The sequence below is a fragment of the Mariprofundus ferrooxydans PV-1 genome, assembly GCF_000153765.1.
In the GTDB taxonomy this organism is placed as follows: Bacteria; Pseudomonadota; Zetaproteobacteria; order Mariprofundales; family Mariprofundaceae; genus Mariprofundus; species Mariprofundus ferrooxydans.
On record NZ_DS022294.1, the window covers coordinates 1,300,049 to 1,317,422 of the forward strand.

Here is a 17,374-nt window from a genome sequence, read left to right on the forward strand (position 1 = left end):
TTATTGTATGCCTGCTCAGTGACAGCCGCCTGCGCTCCACTGAATTTCACAAGGTCATTCAACATGAATTTTCCGACGAAGTGGTTCATATGGTTCAGGGGCTGGAAAAGCTGCACGGGTTTAAAGCAAGTCAATCGGATGGTCAGGTACAGTCTGAGCGTCTGAGAAGAATGTTGTTAGCCATGGTTGATGACGTGCGCGTGGTGCTCATCAAGCTTGCGTACAGGGTGCAGCGGCTCAGAGAGCTGTCCAAGGCAGATGAAGAGACACAAAAGCGCATTGCATCAGAATCACTTGAAATCTTTTCACCCATTGCCAACCGCTTAGGGATAGGACAACTGAAATGGGAACTCGAAGACCTGTCCTTCCGTTATCTGCAACCTGAGACCTATAAGCGCATTGCAAACATGCTTGAGGAAAAAAGAGGCGGACGTGAGACCTATATTAAACAGGTTGTCACAGAAATTAATACGTTGCTAAACAGCTCCGGGATTGATGCCAGAGTTTATGGCAGGCCAAAGCATATCTATAGTATCTGGTCAAAGATGACGCATAAAGACAAACAGTTCTCGGAATTGTTTGATGTGCTGGCGTTAAGAATCACGGTCACCACCATTGCAGAGTGTTATACCGTACTGGGGCTGATACATGGTCGCTGGCATCATATCCCCAAAGAGTTTGATGATTATATTGCCAACACAAAGCCCAATGGCTATCAAAGCCTGCATACGGCCGTTTACGGGCCCGAAGGGAAGCCGGTCGAAATTCAGATCAGAACCAAAGCCATGCACGAGTTTGCAGAATTTGGTGTGGCGGCACACTGGCGCTATAAAGAGCGAAGCAAACAGGACGATGTGCTGGAAAAAACGATTCATTCGATCCGGAAGTTATTGGAAACACCGGAAAATAGTGATGAGGAGTTTTTAGACAGTTTTAAAACAGAGCTCTTCTCTGACAGAGTATTTGTGTTAAGTCCTGAGGGCAAAATCATTGATTTGCCGCAAGGCGCAACCCCGCTTGATTTTGCCTACAGCATTCACACAGAAGTCGGGCATAAATGTCGGGGCGCAAAAGTGAACGGTCAGATCGTACCGCTAACCACGCAACTGCAAAATGGTATGCAGGTCGAAATTTTAACTACGAACCATGCAGCACCCAGCAGAGACTGGCTCAATCCTCACTTAGGTTACATCGCCAGCAACAAGGCACGCTCAAAAATCAAAATCTGGTTTCGGCAACAGGATTATGAGCAAAATGTGATGGATGGGAAAACGGCAATCGACCGCGAACTCAAGCGCATGCACATTTTAAATCCTGATACGAATAAAGCCCTCACTCATTTTAAAGTGAATAGTGAAAAAGAGTGGTACGCGAAAGTTGGGCGTGGCGATATCACATCAGTTCAGTTAACGCAGGGCTTAAACCAGATTTATGCCCATGAGTCATTGAAAGCACTGCCCTTTAAACCCAAACCGAAAAAGAGGGGTGCAGATCCATCGATCAATGTGTGTGGCGTAGGTAACCTGTTAACCTATATGGCCAACTGCTGTAAGCCTGTTCCCGGTGATGAGATTATTGGCTTTATCACCCAGGGCCAGGGGGTTTCGGTTCATCGCCCGGATTGCACAAACATCCTCAACCTGGAACATGATAAGCAAAAGCGACTCATTTCTGTTGAGTGGGCAGACCATGATCATCAGACATTTGAGATCCATCTTGTTATCGAGGCCATTGATCGAACCGGCCTGTTAAAAGACATTACAAGCATACTGTCCGACCTGAAAGTAAACGTACTCAGTGTTCAGACCCTATCAAACAAAGATACGCAAACAGCAGATATGCAAATCATGATGGAAATAGAGGATCTTGAACAACTGCAAAAAGTCACTGACAAAATTATGCAGCTACCCAATGTACTCAAGGTTTATCGGCAGAACGCATAAAAACGATAGCCTTAGCCTCGAGTTTCTAATATCCACAAAACAAGGCCTGACCCCGAAACTTCTAAAAAAACCGAGCTCAAGAAATGCTTTACAATCAATCTGTTTGACTCTGGATATGCTTTAAGACCCTATAAATCCAAGAAATTCAGAGGGGGTTAAGTTTTCACACAGCCTAGACCAAGGATGGATATTCAATAGAGCTAATAAGACTCAATTCGGTATTGAATATAGTGTCCTACTCATTTTCCTCAACGGCAAATATTCGTTGCTTTGAAAGGACGAGTGTTTTCTTAGTCTCAGTATTTAAAAAGAAAAAATACTGACTGTTTGCCGCTAACAAAAGTAAACTTTTACTGGGAATCTTAATATTAGGGTCGATCAAAAATGTTTCTTCAACGCTTGAGGGGGTTGCTACTTTAGCCTCGTACACTTCTTTTCTTGCCGATGTATATAGGTACAGAGAAAAAATAAGTGTAATACTTATAATTACATAAGCTTGTAGAGGTTGAGCGAAATAACGTATGTAAAATCTGGCTGGAATCCGAAAAATTAATAAAAGCGATGTGAGTTGTAGATAGGCGAACATCATCTCCTTCGAATAAAAATATCCATATGCTGTTGCAGCAATAGATGTGGCTAAGAGAAAATAATACATCTTATCATTTTGTTTGTTATTGTATTCTAGTTCTGAAGGTGACATACGACTGTCACCATTAACTCTAAAGATAAATCCAATTAACGCAAAAATAGCCCCTACTAGTGAAAACCGAATGGCTTCCATACTTGAAGCTAAATAATCAGCTAGCGTGAAATACCGCGTTACATCAATCCCAAAAGCGCCAAGAAATGTGTATTCATATAGAAATCCACTGGTAAGAAATAGCGCTGATAAAATTGAAAGAAATGCACCAATATTTATTTCATCAAATGAAATTTTTACAGCTGTTTTATCTGCAATTTCATTACGTATGCTCTTATATTTCTTTTTTGTTTTTCTATCGATTTCCCAAAGGTGTTTTGCTTCAAGGGGTTCAGCAGAGGCATCTAGTTCTCTAGCTCGAGTTAAATGCTGCTGAGCAGTTTTAGTCTTTTTTTGAAGCGTCTCAGTGAAATTCATCACTAGAAAATACCTAACAACAAGAGACCGAATGTTTTCATTATTAATGGCTTTTGAGGCGAGTTTGTCAATCACCTCTTTATTCGAAAAATAGTCCTGACGTAGGTCATGTATGGCTTTTTTTAGGTCTTCTGGGCGTTCGATTTCTTCAATACAACAATCTTCTTCAAATTCTTCCTGATGCGTTATTTTCCATGTTGCTAGATGGACCATCTTGTCGGTGTGTTCGTCATAACCATGAAGTCTTGAATCTGGGTCTAAAGCTCTAATCAGAATTTTTAACGCAAAGTGAATGGACAGTTGTGTTTTCAATGACTTTTTAAGTACCAAGAAGCGAATTTTGTATGCGAATTTAATAAGAGGGAGTCCAATATAATTGAAGCGAAACCTTTCAAGCTTAGTTTTCAAGCCAGCCTTAGACGAATCTCCAATATATTGATTCATAATTTTACTCTCCTAAATCACCCCTGATTTCACAGAAACTTCGAAACTCTTACTTTCCATTGAAGAGTACAATCTGAATGACTGGTTTTGGTCGGGATCAGCTATTCCGATTTCTATGAATGAACAATATTACTTATAAAGATATGGCGGGAATGAAGTCTGAAGGCCTTATTATGCCCGTTTGTAAACAGCGCCGCGGAGCAGGCCGGCGAGGTCGCGTATCTCCTCTTCCATGATCAGGCTCTCCGGTGTGTCGGGCAGGCCGCAGGTGCCGGTTTCGACGATGATATAACCATGCGGCTTCAGGCATACAGGTGCATCATTAAGGATGGTGGCGAGCAACTGCAGGCCGTCGGCCTCATCGGTCAGTGCATGGCGCGGCTCCAGAGCCAGCTCCGGTTCCAGTCCATGCATCTCATCGCTGCTGACATAGGGCGGGTTGGAGATCACAACATCAAAAGGGCCGTCTTCTGGCTGCAGCGCTTGCAGCAGATCACCGCTGCGCCATGCCAGACGAGATGCGACATTGAGTGCGGCGGCATTGGTCTGCGCCATCCTGAGCGAGGCTTCTGATATGTCGGTGGCAGTGACTGCGGCATGCGGGTATTCGGCGGCCAGCGTGACGGCGATGCAGCCGGAGCCGGTGCCGATGTCGCAGAATTGATAGGGCGCGCTTTGATCCGGAAAGCGGGCGAGAACAGCCTCGATCAGATGTTCGGTTTCCGGTCGCGGGATCAATACATCCGGGCTGACCCGGAACGGGCGCGACCAGAACTCTTTTTCACCGGTGATATAGGCCAGCGGCTCGCGTGCAAGCCGGCGTTGTAGCAGGGCTGCAAAATGGCGGCTCACCGTTGCGGGCGGCTCATCATGCGCGCGTATAATCAGATCGGTGCGACTGCATGGCCATACATGCATGAGCAGCAACTCGGCATCCAGGCGCGGGCTATCACAGCCGGCCTGTTGGAGGTCTGCGGCAGCAAGCCGTAGCAGTTCGCTGGTTGTCGTCACAGTGATGTTTCAGTGCCCGTCAGCGTCAGGCCCGTCATGAGATTTGTGGTCTCCGCCCTTGTGCAGGAAATAGAGTGCAACCGACAGGGCGAGAATAGAAAACGCAAAATAGAGCATTTCCAGCGGGCCATTGTAGGTGGTATGCAGTACCGTTTTGAAAAAGCTGACTACCAGCACCATGACAATGACCTTGGCGAGCTTGTCTTTGAGCTGATCAAGGTTACGGATTTCCAGCACATTGGATGATTCACTGGCCTGGGCGGCATCAATTTCGGAGATGAACAGCTCATACAGGCCAAAGCTGAACAGCAGCAGAACCACGGCAATCAGATAGAGGTCTACAGCGCCGATAATGGAGCCGACAATTGTTTCGTGGAATCCTGCCGGATGCTCATGATGTAGATAGCTGGAGACGGTGTCGGCAGCAACGGAGTAGATATCAACACTGCCGACAATAAACAGGATGACCGCGCCAATCATGCCGAAAATCACGGCCAGCAGAATAAACAGCCGGCTGTTCCATAGTAGTTTCTCAAAGTGTTTTTCGATGATATTCATCAATGTTATCCCCGGCCGCTAAGGCCTGCCCGTCTGAATGAGACTGATTCCATCACGCCTGCGCCAGTCAGGCAATCAGCCGCACTTATTGTGCCTGCTTATCCGTGTTGTGCTGCGAGCAGTTCAGCCTGATGATAGGTGATCAGCGCATCTAGCAGTTCACCCATATCGCCTCCCAGAATCTGTTCGAGCTTATACAGGGTCAGGCCGATACGGTGATCGGTAATGCGTCCCTGCGGATAGTTATAGGTACGAATACGTTCCGAGCGGTCGCCGGAGCCGACCATGCCCTTGCGTGCCTGGGAACGTTCGGCATCCAGCTCAGACTGCTCCTTGTCGAATAGTCTGGCCTGTAACACCTTCATGGCCTGAGCCTTGTTTTTATGCTGGCTGGCCTGATCCTGACAGGTGACGACAAGGCCGCTGGGTATGTGGGTGATACGCACTGCCGACTCGGTTTTATTGACATGCTGGCCGCCGGCGCCGGAAGCACGATAGACGTCTATGCGCAGATCTTCCGGGCGGATGTTGATATCCACCTCTTCAGCGACAGGCAGGATGGCTACGGTGCAGGCCGATGTGTGAATGCGGCCGCCGGATTCGGTTTCCGGTACGCGCTGCACGCGATGTGCGCCCGACTCGAACTTGAAGCGCGAGAAGACGCCGTTACCGCTGATCTGGGCGATGATCTCCTTGTAGCCGCCGATACCGGTGTCACTGGCGGAGAGGATCTCCACCTTGTAGCCCTGAGTTTCTGCATAGCGGCTGTACATGCGGAACAGGTCGGCTGCGAACAGGGCTGCTTCATCACCACCGGTGCCGGCACGGATCTCGAGAATAACATCGCGATTATCGTTCGGGTCTTTCGGCAGCAGCAGCATCGATAACGCGGCATCGCTGGCGCTGATGGCCTGCTTGATTTCACGCGCCTCGGCTTCCGCCATCTCTTTGAGTTCCGCATCGCAATCCGGATCGGCAATCAGCTCCAGATTGTCCGCCAGTTGTTGTTGCAGATCGAGGTAATGTTGTGCCTCTTCGGCGACGGGTTCGATTTCTGAGAATTCGCGGGATAGAGCCGTATAGCGTTTATTGTCGGAGGTGACGTCGGGATCGGCGAGCATAACGGCGATCTCTTCCCGCCTGTGCAGGATGTTATCCAGACGATTGTTCATTCTTCCCCTTTGTTGCCGGTACGGAGTGTAGATGGCGGGACTGCGGCAGATCCAGGTCAAACAGGCGGGTGGCAGCACCCATCAGCAGATCACCCTCGATATCATCCGGCAGGGTCTTCAGTGTTCTCAGTGTAGGGTGCATATAGCGTTTCATCAGCGCCTTGCTGAATCGTTCGACGGCTTGTAACTGCTCCGGTTCAAAATCTTTCATGTAGCGCAGCGCTTTCTCAACTTCCTCAGCACGCTGCTGTTCCATCTGCTGCTGAATGCTGCGGATCATGGGTACGGTCTCAAGCGATTTCAGCCAGACAAGAAATGCCAGCTCCTCTTCCTCAAGGATTTTGCGCGCCAGTTCGGCTTCTTCCTGACGTTGCTCAACATTGCCCTGTACAACCTGTTGCAGGTCATCGATGTCATAGAGGTATACGTCATCAATCTCGGCAATGCGGGGATCGATATCGCGCGGTACGGCAATATCGACGAGGAACATCGGCCGGTTGCGGCGCTTTTTCATGGCGGCGGCAACAACATCGGGCAGCAGTACAAAGGTGGAAGCGCCGGTGCTGGAGAGTACAATGTCGGCTGCATCCAGATAGTCTGGCAGCTGCTCCATACTCAGGGCATGGCCCTCAAATTCGACAGCCAGCGCTTCGGCCCGCTTCAGGGTGCGGTTAGCCACCAGAATGTCGGAGCAGCCGTTGGCTCTGAGATGACGGGCGGCCAGCTCTGCCATTTCGCCTGCACCCATCAACAGTACCGTCTTGCCGGCCAGATCGCCGAAGATGTGTCGGGCCAGCTCAACAGCGCAGGATGAGATGTTGACCGATTGTCTGCCGATATTCGTTTCGCTGCGGGCTCGTTTGGCTGCAGCGAACGTGGACTGGAACAGTCGGTGCAGTACATGTCCGGCTGTGCCGGCGGAGAGAGCGTGCTCGTAGGATGATTTAACCTGACCGAGAATTTGAGGTTCGCCGAGAACCAGTGAGTCCAGGCCGGAGGCAACAGCAAACAGATGACGAATGGCCTCTTCGGCCGTGTGCGAATAGAGGTGCTCGCTGACCAGCTCTATATCCATGCCCGCCTTATCGGCGAACCAGGTATGTACAGCGGCGATGGCGGCATCAGGGTCATGGGTCACCACGGTCATTTCCACGCGGTTACAGGTGGATAGCAACGATGCCTCGCGAATAGAGGGGTCGCTGACACAGTGTTGCAGAATATCGGCAATTTCACTTTCCGGTACGGCCAGGCGCTCACGCAGCTCGACCGGTGCGGTTTTATGATTCAACCCTATATGACAGATGCGCATGGGCGAAAGCTTAGCGTTTCAGTGCCACAGGGTACAGAGGGACATCTGTCATGCTAATCAGGTTTCGTCTTCCACCATATTCAGCGTGATCTGCTGGTGATGGGTTGCATCGCGATAGAGGCGTGCATCGATGCGTCCGGGCTGGTCGGGGTCGAGCCTCAGATAGCACTCGGGACGCCGTCCCAATGCGGATTGATACAGTGTTGTCAGCCGGGCAAGCGTTGCCTGACTGACATGGCTGCTGTGATAAATGCCGCAGATATCAAGCCCTCGGGTGTCGAGTTCGCGCTGCTGCTGCAGGATAAATTCAACGTTGTCAGGATCGGCGGAAATCAGGTTTTGCGTGACAATTAAACGTGTTTCCACGATATTTCCCGCCTTTGCTAACAGGCCGCTGCAATCCTGGCGCTCGTTGACAAGGAGTTCATGCAGCAGGTTTTGCATGCAATGGCGGCGAATGGATATGGTCTGCGGGCTGTTTTCAGGGTGTGATTGCATGAGGCAAGAGTAGAGCCATGGCTCTGCCCGTCAATGGATTGTGCTTATCATACGTGACGGATTGCTGGCGTAAATAAATGACCCGGGATAGGGGGTGTAATTGAAACAACAGTTGATGATATCTACATCTTCATCGGGCCGCCTGATTGCGCTGGTGATGGGGCGAAATGTTCTGACCCTGTCGGTACTTGTCATCTCTGCACTCGTTGCTTTTGGCGTGTGGGGCGCATATGGGACATGGCAGAGTGGCCGGCTTGCACTGGAGCTGGAAAAGACCGCTGTGCTGCTGCAGCAAGCCAGGGCGCAGCAGGCTGCAACGGTTGCAAGCCTGCAGGGGCAGTTGCAGACAGAGCAGCACAAATCACTGGTGTATACACGCGCATTGGGCGAATTGCAGGCAAAGATGACCCGGCTGGATGCGCTGGGTTCACGTCTGGTGGATGTGGCATCGCTGGATAAATCCGAATTCGATTTTGGCATGGAGCCTGCGCTTGGCGGTCTGCGTCAGCCGGGAACGGTGGTGGATGCTCCTGTCGTGCAACAGGGTATGGCACAGATTGATGCACGCCTGAAGCAGATGGACGCGCAGTTTACAGCTCTGGACTATATGTTGGAGAGCAAACGCACCCAGTTGGATGCCCGGCCGCATACCTGGCCGACGAAGGGCGGCTGGATCAGCTCCGGCTTTGGTCCACGCATCGATCCGTTTACCGGTGGGCAGGCGATGCATTATGGCGTTGATATCGCCAACAGACCCGGCGCACCGGTGCTGGCAAGTAGTGCCGGCGTGGTCAGTTTTGCCGGCAAAATGCAGGATTTCGGTTATGTGGTCGATGTCGATCATGGTTACGGTTATTCGACGCGCTATGCACATATGAGCAGCCTCAGTGTCAAAATCGGTGATGTCGTTGAGGACAGGCAGACGCTGGGAAAAGTCGGTTCCACCGGCCACTCAACCGGTCCGCATATTCATTATGAAGTACGTCACTACGGCAAGCTGGTTAACCCGAGGCAATTTCTGCCCAGAGGGTAATCTTCCGTCCGGCACAGGGTGATCCTGATGTCTGCACAGAGCCGCTATCTTCGAGCTGCTTCCATGATTATAATCCACAGGCTCGGATTCTGAGCTTATCTCAACTGACAGGCGCACTGTTACCGGGCAACGTCAATAATTTTTTTGCATGAAAGGGAGTAGCGATGATCATCGGCATACCTGCAGAGATCAAAAACAGGGAGCATAGGGTGGCTCTGATACCTGAAGGCGCCAGGGCGCTGGTGGAAGACGGGCATCAGGTGCTTGTCGAGCAGGGTGCCGGGGCAGGCAGTGGCTTTTCCGACAAGGAGTATACCGATGCCGGAGCCATGATCGTAGCCTCTGCAGCTGATGCATGGGCTGCGGAGCTGGTCGTCAAGGTCAAGGAGCCGTTGCCCCGGGAGTATCAGTTCCTGCGGCCGGGGCTGGGCCTGTTTACCTTCCTGCATCTGGCTGCCTGCCCGGAGTTGTTGCAGGTGTTGCTGGAGAAGAAGGTGCTGGCCATCGGCTATGAGACGGTGCAGACCGATGATGGCAGGCTGCCTCTGTTGGCTCCGATGAGTCAGGTTGCAGGCAGGCTTGCGACCCAGATCGGGGCGTCGTTGTTGCAGTCGGAGAATGGCACGCAGTGGCCGGGACGCGGTGTGCTGATGGGCGGCGTCGCGAATGTGAAGCCGGCGAACGTGTTGATTCTGGGCGGCGGCAACGTCGGGCGCAGTGCCGCCGAAGTTGCTATCGGTATGGGAGCAATAGTGCATATTCTGGAGGCGCGCGTGGAATCGGTAGCCGCTTTGCGCCAGCATTTCGGTCAGCGCTGTGAAGTGCGTTTCTTTGCTCAGCAAATGATGTTTGAGGCGCTGGATGAGTGCGATCTGCTAATTGGAGCCGCTCTGGTTCCCGGCGCACATGCGCCGCACCTGTTGACCTCCAGCTTTCTCGAGCGCATGCCCGACGGCTCGGTATTCATGGATGTGGCGATTGATCAGGGAGGTATCTCGGAGACGAGTCGTCCGACCAGTTATGAACAGCCGGTTTATGTTGAATCAGGTGTGCTGCACTGCTGCCTGCCTAATCTGCCGAGTGCCGTGCCGGTTAGCAGTACTCAGGCATTAACGGCTGAAACTTTCCCGTACATACGGTTGCTGGCGCAAGCCGGCATGGTGTCGGCGATACGCGAGCACAGGTCGTTAAGGCGGAGCGTCAATACATGGGACGGGCAGATTACCCATCCTGCCGTGGCTGAAGCTGCAGGCATGCCGTATGAGCCGCTGTCGCTGTAGTTCTGCGAGGGGCCATCGACCACGGTTGATCGGGCAGGGGCAATTAGCCGGCTGAAGTGTAAGGTCTGTCAAGCGTAAAAAAGGGGGGTGAATAGTATTATTCAGCCCCTTTTTTTTGTGCATCGCGCTAGCGGGAAATATGGCTGAAAGCTTTTTGATTCCCGGTATGCGATAGGTGCTTTTAAAGCTACATTCTACTCTGCTAAAGCAGAGCATCCCCCTTTCTTTTGCGGAAAAGAAAGGGGTGAAAGAAAGCCGCCCCCCGATATCTTTGCCCTGCGGGTTCCCTCATACGAGCCATTCACTACAGCCGCTGCATCCGCAGCTTGTTCCTGTAGTGAATAACTCTATTCGGCAAATCTATAAGGGGGAATCCAAATCACTCACTTTTCAACTATCGCGCGGCGGGACAGCGCCGCTTGCTTCCCGATAATGCGCTATGAACCTGAAACAGAGGGGGATTGAACACTATTCAATCCCCTCTTATTTATTACTTGTCAGCAGCAGCCCGTGCAGCGGCGATGGCGGCCATGTTGACGATGTCATCCACGCTGGCACCGGTGTGTAGCACATGCGCCTGCTGGGGCAGACCGAGCAGTATCGGGCCGATGGCTGTGCCACCGCCAAGCTCGCGCAGCAGTTTGTAAGCGATGTTGCCGGCCTGCATGGTCGGGAATATCAGTACGTTGGCCGGCTCCTGCAGTTTGCTGAACGGATACTGTTCCAGGATGGCGCCGTTGACCGCGGTATCGGCCTGCATCTCCCCGTCGACAGTCAGATCCGGCCTGCGTTGCTGCAGCAGGCGGGTGGCTTCGGCAACCTTGCGTGTTTCCGGGTGATCGACGCTGCCGAAGTTGGAAAAGGAGAGCATGGCCACGCGCGCATCACACCCCAGTGATGTGGCGGTATCAGCGGCCAGTTCGGCCAGTTCAGCCAGCTGCTCTGCATCCATCTCCACATTCACCGTACAGTCGGTCAGGAAATATGCGGCGTTTTCCATGACCATGATATACATGCCGTATACATGATGGTGGTTGCCGGTGTTATCATGACCAAGCACCTTCAGCAGCGGCCGTAGTACATTGGGATAATGGGCCGTACGGCCGGAAAGCATACCATCGGCAAAGCCCTGACGTACCAGCATGGCTCCGAGCAGGTTGATGTCACTGTGCAGCATTTTTGCCGCATCATCACGCAGCATGCCATGGCGCTTGCGATCAAAATAATAGGCATCGGCCAGGCTGGAAAAGCGCGAGTTTTCCACAGATGGATCAACGACCTCGATCCGGGAGATATCCAGTCTGTCACGATGACAGATCTGCTCAATCACACTCTTTCGGCCGATCAGAATAGGGTCGGCAATATTCATATCCTGCATGGATATGGCGGCGCGAATCACAGTTTCATCCTCGCCTTCCGGCAGGACCAGACGAGTCGGGTGAGCGCGGGCCTTGTCCGAAATCATGCGCATGAACAGGCGGGAATTATCGATGCGGCCGGCCAGCTCCTGCGCATAGGCCTTGGCATTTGTCAGTGGCTTGCGCGCCACGCCGGTGTCGGTAGCGGCTTTGGCGACAGCAACCGGTACCACTTCAATCAGGCGGGGATCGAACGGCTTGGGCAGGATATATTCAGGGCCGAAGCGCAGCTCTCTGGCGCCATAGGCTTTGAGTACGGAGTGCGGCACATCGGCGCGGGCCAGCTCCGCCAGCGCATGAACGGCTGCAACTTTCATCTCTTCATTGAAGGTGGTGGCGCGCACATCCAGTGCGCCGCGGAAGAGGAAGGGGAAGCCCAGTACGTTATTGACCTGATTGGGGTGATCGGAGCGCCCGGTGGCCATAATCAGATCCTTGCGGGTGGACATGGCCAGCGCATAGTCAATTTCCGGGTCCGGGTTGGCCATGGCGAAGACAATCGGTTTTTCAGCCATCGACAGCAGCATCTCCGCACTGACGATGTTGCCTTGTGACAGGCCGATAAATACATCGGCGTCTTTCATGGCTTCTGCCAGCGTACGCTCCGGCCTTTCGGTGGCAAAGTATGCCTTGTGCGGCGGCAGATCTTCACCGCTGTCTTTGTGGATGACGCCCTTGCGGTCGAGAAACAGAATATTCTCGTGCGTGGCGCCCAGCTGCTCAATCAGCTTCATGCAGGCAAAACCGGCAGCGCCGGCACCGAGACAGACGATTTTCACGTCCTCAATCTGTTTGTTCTGCAGTACCAGCGCATTGATGAAGGCCGCAGCCATAATCACAGCCGTACCATGCTGGTCATCATGCAGCACCGGAATATTCATGCGCTTTTTCAGCTCTTCCTCGATAATAAAGCATTCGGGAGCTTTGATATCTTCCAGATTGATGCCGCCGAAGGTCGGTTCCATACGGGCAATGGTCTCTACGATGCTCATCGGATCGTTTTCATCGAGCTCAATATCAAATACGTCAATGTCAGCAAAGCGTTTGAACAGTACGGCCTTACCTTCCATGACAGGCTTTCCGGCCAGCGCGCCGATATTACCCAGCCCGAGTACGGCCGTGCCGTTGGTGATGACGCCGACCAGATTGGCGCGTGAGGTGAATTCATCGGCCAGTTCCGGGTTTTCAGCAATAGCCAGACATGGTTCGGCGACGCCCGGAGTATAAGCCAGCGCCAGATCTCGCTGGGTCAGGCATGGTTTTGTCGGGCGGATGCTGATCTTTCCCGGTGTGGGTGAGCGATGATATTCGAATGCGTCCCTGCGTAGATCTTCTTTTGCCATTATGCACCCCATTGTGTTCGCTTCATGTTTATCTACAGTTGTTCTCTGTATCCGCAAGCATAGCGCCGGATGGAGGTGTGGTCATTGGGTAGATTGATGCGAATTGGATTTGTCGGCGCGGGTGCCGTCGGTTGTCATTATGGCAGCAAATTAATTCAGAGTGGTGAGGATGTGCTGTTGCTGGCTCGCGGTGCGCATTTGCAGGCGCTGCAGCAGGGTCTGATTCATGAATCGGAGGGAGAGCGGCTGCAACTGGCTGTGGATGCCACGGATGATGTGGCGCGACTGGCCGATTGCAATGTGGTGGTGTTAAGCTGCAAGATGACCGGGCTGAAGGAGCTGCTCAGCGCGCTGCAGGGCTGTTTATCGGAGGACGCCATGTTGGTGAGCCTGCAGAACGGCGTGCAGGCTCCGGATATGCTGGCGGAGGCCTTTCCCGACCATGCCGTGGTGGCGGGCACAGCCTTTATCGGCGTGCGCCTGGAATCACCCGGCCATATCATTCACTCGGCCGCTGGCGGGATCAGGCTCGGCCTGTGGCGTGAGGGCAGGGGCAGCGCGTTGCTGCCTGCGTTGAATGAGGCTCTGTGTGCGGCGGGTGTGGCAAGTGATATTGATGCTGATCCTGCCGCAATGTTGTGGCGCAAGCTGCTGTGGAATTGCGGCTTTAATGCCATCACTGCCATCACCCGCCGATATGCGCGTGAAGTGGCTGCCAATGATGAGACATTGCAGATGGTGAGGGCGGCGATGCAGGAGACGGTCGCGCTCGCAAATGAGCTGTCTGTCGCCATTGATGCCTCGGATATCGACAGACATATTGATGTGACGCTGGCGATGGGTCCGGTGAAAACCAGCATGTGGCAGGATGTCGAGGCAGGGCATGTCAGCGAGGTGGATTATATGAACGGTTATGTGGCTGAGCGGTCTGAGTCGCTGGGGCTGGCGGCACCGGTCAACCGGATGTTAACCACGCTGATGCATGCACTGACTAAGGCCGGCTGATTGCCCTAAGCCGCTCGGCAATCCACTGGCCGATATGGTTGATCTCCTGCGGACAAACGGAGTGCTGCATCGGGTAGCTGTGCCACTCCAGTTGATAACCGGCAGCTTTCAGCTGACGGGCGCAGCTGTCGCCGAGCGCAAAGGGTACAACAGGATCATCAATGCCGTGTGCCATGAACAGCGGCGTATTCAGCGATGCCTGGCTATATTCTGCAGCCGCTTCAGGCATGAGCAGGTAGCCGGAGAGAACAATGATGCCGGCCAGCGGAGACGGCTTGCGCAGACCGGTGTAGAGAGCCATCGCAGCGCCCTGCGAGAAGCCGGCCAGTATGATGCGATCAGCCGGAATGCCGCGCATGATCTCCTGTTCGATCAGCATATTGATACCGGCCGATGAGGCCTGAATACCCGCTTCATCGTGCTCGATGCCGAGGTCGTTCTGACGGATGTCATACCATGCCGGCATGATATAACCGCCGTTAAGTGTAACCGGTATGGATGGCGCATGCGGAAAGATAAAGCGCACCGCGATATCGGCGGGCAGCCCCAGCTGCGGAACGACAGGTTCAAAATCGTGACCATCTGCGCCCAGCCCGTGCAGCCAGATGACGCTGGCTGCAGGCTTTTCGCCTGTTTCGATGGTGATGTGGGGTAGTGGATGCAGTGTCATGGGCCAATCATGCCGTAATTAATTCTTTGTGTCTTTGCGTCTTTGTGGTTCAATTTCGAAATGAGTAAACATCTGCATATTCTCGGTATCTGTGGTACGGCCATGGCCGCCATTGCCGCACTGGCCAAAGAACAGGGGTGGCATGTGACCGGCTCGGATGCGGGCGTCTATCCGCCGATGTCCGATTACCTGGCGGGGCTGGGAATTGAAATTGCCCCGTTTGATGCATCCTGCCTGCAGTCGGCGCCGGATCTGTGCGTGATCGGCAATGCGATGTCACGTGGCAATGTCGAAGTGGAGGCCATCCTCGACGGCGGATTGCCGTACTGCTCAGGCCCTGCTTTTGTCGGCGACCATATTCTGCCCGGTCGCCATGCTGTGGTGGTGGCGGGGACACATGGCAAAACGACGACATCCAGCCTGCTGGCCTGGGTGCTAGATCGGGCGGATCTCTCTCCCGGTTTTATGATCGGCGGTATTCCGGAAGATTTCGGGACGGGGGCGCGAACGGGTGGCGGGCCGCATTTTGTACTGGAGGGCGATGAGTACGACACCGCCTTTTTCGACAAGCGCAGCAAATTTCTGCACTACCATGCACGCACATTGATTCTGAATAATCTGGAATACGATCATGCCGATATCTTTCCGGATCTGGAAGCCATCCAGGCCCAGTTTCACCATCTGATCCGCACCGTGCCTGCTGCCGGCAGCATCGTGGTGAATGGCGATGATGATAATCTTGATTATGTGCTGGCACGCGGTTGCTGGACGCCGCTGGTACGTTTTGCCCGTTACGGTGGTCGCGATGCCGAGTGGCACTGGCAGCCGTTGAGTGATGATGGCAGCCGTTTCCGTCTCTACCAGCATGGTGATGAGGTGATGGAGGTGAGCTGGGGCATGATCGGGCTGCATCAGGTTGCCAATGCCTGTGCGGTGGCGGCAACGGCAAGCAGGCTGGGTGTTTCAAGCGCGGATATTGCCGCGGCATTTGCCTCGTTCGGGGGGATTCGCAGACGCATGACGCTGGTCGGTGAGGTGGGCGGCATCCGTATATTTGATGATTTTGCGCATCACCCGACGGCCATCAGTGGCGTGGTGGCCGCTGCACGCGCGGCGATGAAAGGACGCGGCCGGTTATGGGTAGTGGTTGAGCCGCGCTCCAATACGATGCGCTCGCGCATTCATCAGCAGGCGCTGCCCGCCTGTTTTGCTGCCGCAGACCAGGTCGTGTTTGTGCCGGCATCGGATCGGAACCTGAACGCCTCCGATGTGCTGGATGTGGCAGAGGTCTGTCGCGCTATTGGTCCGCATGCTGTGGTGCTGGCGGATGCCGAAGCGATTATCGCGCATATTCGCAGCCACGCATCAGAGGGTGATGATGTGCTGATTCTGTCCAACGGCGGATTTGATGGTATCCATCAGCGTTTGCTGACGGCGCTGTCGGTTTGATGTGAAGGAAAATGCGAGCGGATATATTACCCAGCTACGCTTTTGTATATCGCAGGCTTTGTTGCTAGTATGACGCCGCTTTTGATTTTTCCGCACGCGGATTTGGAAGGGAGAGGGATATGCCAACAACATTGAATAATATCGCTAAGCAGGGAGCAAATGGCGCAGCCATGATGCCTGTGATCCAGGGCGTGGGGCGTGCAGCGATTGAGATTGCAGCCGTACTGCGTGGCGCTGTGTTCCGGGGCGCGTTGGGCGGCGCCGGTAGCGAAAATGTTCAGGGCGAGCAGCAGCAGATGCTGGATGTGCTCTCCGATGAGATCTTTCTGGATGAGATGCGTTCCACCGGTTTTGTCTGTGCGGTCGGCTCCGAAGAGCAGGAAGAGCTGCTGGTGATTGAAGAGTACAGCCACGCCGATTATCTGGTGCTGGTTGATCCGCTGGATGGCTCATCCAATCTGGATGTGGACGGACCTGTCGGTACGATCTTCTCCGTTGTCAAACGCAAAACCCCTAACTCCGATACCCCGCATGTATCCGATACGCTGCAGTCCGGTAAGGAAGTGATCGCGGCTGGCTACGTGCTTTACGGCCCCTCCCTGATGATGGTCTGCTCTGTCGGTGACGGCGTTCACGGCTACACCTTTAATCCCGGATCAGCCCGTTTTGAACTGAGCCATGGCGATATCCGTATTCCGGAGACCGGCGGCTACTACTCGGTCAATGAGTCCAATAAGGACAAATGGCTGGACGGTATGGGCGATCATCTGGATCGCATGAAAGCGGATACCGGCCTTGGCATGCGCTATGTCGGCGCCATGGTAGCTGATATGCACCGCACACTGCTCAAGGGCGGCGTATTCCTCTATCCTGCGGATGAGAAAAACACGACCGGTAAGTTGCGTCTGCTGTATGAAGCCATTCCGATGGGCTTTATTATGGAACAGGCCGGTGGCAAGGCGATGAGTAGCGGTATTGCTGTGCTCGATATCGAGCCTGAAGCACTGCATCAGCGCGTACCTGTCTATCTGGGTTCCCACACCAACGTTGATTCGCTGCTCGGATAAGCATTGCCTGAGAGCAACATCTTTGTAGAAACATATCTGAGGGAAATCGGCGTGCAG

Annotated in this window: 14 protein-coding genes; 6 read left to right on the forward strand and 8 right to left on the reverse strand. The window is 53.4% G+C overall.

Going from position 1 to position 17,374, the window contains the following annotated elements:
- Positions 1-1,943, forward strand: a 1,943-nt coding sequence (locus tag SPV1_RS05940; protein WP_155806637.1) for a RelA/SpoT family protein, incomplete at its 5' end; no start/stop codon positions are given.
- A gap of 235 nt (positions 1,944-2,178) precedes the next feature.
- On the opposite strand, the gene SPV1_RS05945 is transcribed toward SPV1_RS05940, so the two are convergent.
- The 6 genes from SPV1_RS05945 to SPV1_RS05970 all read right to left on the reverse strand — a co-directional run bounded on the left by SPV1_RS05945 (position 2,179) and on the right by SPV1_RS05970 (position 7,998).
- On the reverse strand, positions 2,179-3,504 hold the full coding sequence (locus tag SPV1_RS05945) for a hypothetical protein (RefSeq protein WP_009850234.1): 1,326 nt from the start codon (positions 3,502-3,504) through the stop codon (positions 2,179-2,181).
- 171 nt (positions 3,505-3,675) lie between these two features.
- Positions 3,676-4,515 carry a peptide chain release factor N(5)-glutamine methyltransferase gene (prmC, locus tag SPV1_RS05950; RefSeq protein WP_009850235.1) on the reverse strand — a complete coding sequence of 280 codons (840 nt, stop codon included), beginning with the start codon at positions 4,513-4,515 and terminating at the stop codon, positions 3,676-3,678.
- Between the two features lie 9 nt (positions 4,516-4,524).
- The gene (locus SPV1_RS05955; RefSeq protein WP_009850236.1) at positions 4,525-5,073 is read right to left on the reverse strand and encodes a YqhA family protein; all 549 of its coding nucleotides are present in this window, start codon (positions 5,071-5,073) and stop codon (positions 4,525-4,527) included.
- Between the two features lie 98 nt (positions 5,074-5,171).
- Positions 5,172-6,245: a peptide chain release factor 1 gene (gene prfA, locus SPV1_RS05960; RefSeq protein ID WP_009850237.1), complete on the reverse strand. Its 1,074-nt coding sequence runs from the start codon at positions 6,243-6,245 to the stop codon at positions 5,172-5,174.
- Entirely contained in the window at positions 6,226-7,533 is a 1,308-nt protein-coding gene (hemA, locus tag SPV1_RS05965) for a glutamyl-tRNA reductase (protein WP_231288298.1), read from the reverse strand. Before hemA ends, prfA begins: the two co-directional genes overlap by 20 nt.
- Positions 7,534-7,611: 78 nt before the next feature.
- Positions 7,612-7,998 (reverse strand): hypothetical protein, encoded by a 387-nt coding sequence (locus SPV1_RS05970; protein ID WP_152909335.1) that lies wholly within the window; start codon positions 7,996-7,998, stop codon positions 7,612-7,614.
- 154 nt (positions 7,999-8,152) lie between these two features.
- On the opposite strand from SPV1_RS05970, the gene SPV1_RS05975 reads away from it, so the two are divergent.
- Together SPV1_RS05975 and ald are read left to right on the forward strand one after the other, a co-directional pair.
- Positions 8,153-9,085 (forward strand): M23 family metallopeptidase, encoded by a 933-nt coding sequence (locus tag SPV1_RS05975; RefSeq protein WP_152909336.1) that lies wholly within the window; start codon positions 8,153-8,155, stop codon positions 9,083-9,085.
- A gap of 164 nt (positions 9,086-9,249) precedes the next feature.
- A complete protein-coding gene (gene ald / locus SPV1_RS05980) occupies positions 9,250-10,365 on the forward strand; it encodes an alanine dehydrogenase (protein WP_009850241.1) in 1,116 nt (371 codons plus the stop codon).
- A 490-nt stretch (positions 10,366-10,855) separates the two neighbouring features.
- Here the strand turns inward: ald and SPV1_RS05985 are convergent, their stop codons facing one another.
- Complete coding sequence (locus SPV1_RS05985; protein ID WP_009850242.1) at positions 10,856-13,126, reverse strand: NADP-dependent malic enzyme; 2,271 nt, start codon at positions 13,124-13,126, stop codon at positions 10,856-10,858.
- A 96-nt stretch (positions 13,127-13,222) separates the two neighbouring features.
- Here SPV1_RS05985 and SPV1_RS05990 point away from each other — a divergent pair, with 96 nt between their 5' ends.
- A complete protein-coding gene (locus SPV1_RS05990; protein ID WP_009850243.1) occupies positions 13,223-14,131 on the forward strand; it encodes a ketopantoate reductase family protein in 909 nt (302 codons plus the stop codon).
- On the opposite strand, the gene SPV1_RS05995 is transcribed toward SPV1_RS05990, so the two are convergent.
- Positions 14,118-14,801, reverse strand: a complete 684-nt coding sequence (locus SPV1_RS05995; protein WP_009850244.1) for an alpha/beta hydrolase — start codon at positions 14,799-14,801, stop codon at positions 14,118-14,120. The genes SPV1_RS05990 and SPV1_RS05995 overlap by 14 nt on opposite strands.
- 60 nt (positions 14,802-14,861) lie before the next feature.
- Here SPV1_RS05995 and mpl point away from each other — a divergent pair, with 60 nt between their 5' ends.
- Complete coding sequence (gene mpl, locus SPV1_RS06000; protein ID WP_009850245.1) at positions 14,862-16,250, forward strand: UDP-N-acetylmuramate:L-alanyl-gamma-D-glutamyl-meso-diaminopimelate ligase; 1,389 nt, start codon at positions 14,862-14,864, stop codon at positions 16,248-16,250.
- Between the two features lie 119 nt (positions 16,251-16,369).
- Positions 16,370-17,317 (forward strand): class 1 fructose-bisphosphatase, encoded by a 948-nt coding sequence (locus SPV1_RS06005; protein ID WP_009850246.1) that lies wholly within the window; start codon positions 16,370-16,372, stop codon positions 17,315-17,317.
- Positions 17,318-17,374: the final 57 nt, after the last annotated feature.